Origin of the sequence: Vibrio sp. Vb0598, from assembly GCF_033338935.1 — a bacterium.
GTDB classification, from domain to species: Bacteria; Pseudomonadota; Gammaproteobacteria; order Enterobacterales; family Vibrionaceae; genus Vibrio; species Vibrio alginolyticus.
Genome location: NZ_JAWOTP010000276.1, coordinates 1 through 1,066 on the forward strand (window position 1 = coordinate 1; position 1,066 = coordinate 1,066).

The 1,066-nt window shown below is 46.5% G+C and carries 1 protein-coding gene; it reads right to left on the minus strand.

The window, feature by feature from the left end; all coding sequences use genetic code 11:
• Positions 1-1,066 (minus strand): LPS assembly protein LptD (lptD, locus tag R7Q38_RS24665; RefSeq protein WP_318114704.1); only part of this gene is annotated, 1,066 nt, incomplete at both ends.

Here is a 1,066-nt window from a genome sequence, read left to right on the forward strand (position 1 = left end):
GCTGACTTGGCTTTTCACGTCGAAGTTAAGGTGATCACCCCACAACGGCGTGTAGTAGTTCAAATCTAATTGAGGAAGCAAACGATATGGACGGTTTTCTTCTTTCAAGAGGATTTGGAAATCTCGAACGGTTAAAGACGCATCCCAGAAATCTGAACGGTACTGCACATGTCCTTCTTGGACTAACTGGCCGTCTTCACGGTTACCGATGTCAGAGTCCAAATCTAGGAAGTAATCAATGTCACTGACTTGTGAGTAATCAACTTTAACAATCCACTGTTTATTGATAATTCCATCGTGCTTAACTTGGTAACCCCAGCGAGAATCATCTTGATATTTTTTATCGCTGTTGAGGTATTCGCCTTTCAGTTTACCTTCACCCCAACCATCGGTTAGGTAACGGAAATCGGTGTCGAGTTTGGTGCCACGTTGCTGCATGTAGAGTGCAGTGAGTGTCATGTCGTATTGAGGTGCGATGTTCCAGTAAAATGGCACTTCCACTTCCATACCGTCACTAGAACCGTAAGAAAGAGAAGGGAATAGGAAACCGGTTTTACGCGTGTTGCCAATAGGCATGGTCATGTATGGCACGTAAAACACGGGCACATCCATGATCTCAAAACGAGGGTGGTGCAGCGTGGCGGTCTCTTCGTCTTGGTCTACATCGATACCAGACGCAACCAAGCGCCATGAATTATCGCCTTCCGGACATGATGTGATTGAGCCATCTTCTAGTTCATAGACAGACTGACCTGTACGCGCAATGTAAGCAGCAGTACCACGACCTTGTTGGCAAAGAAATTGGTATTCGGTGTTTTCAAGCGAGAAGGTATCTTGGTTGATGTCGTTGGTAACACGATCTGAACGGGCTTTAACTTGTCCGTCATTGAAGGTCACGTTGCCTTCTGCCACCACCACGTTGTCTTGTTGGTGCAGGGTTACGCTATCTGCGGTGATTTTCTTCGGACCTTGCGTTACTTGGACGTTTCCAGAGTATTGTGCTTTGTCACCATTAATGGCTTGCAGGTTGTCCGCTTCTACCACTACTGGGGTATTAAGAGCGTCC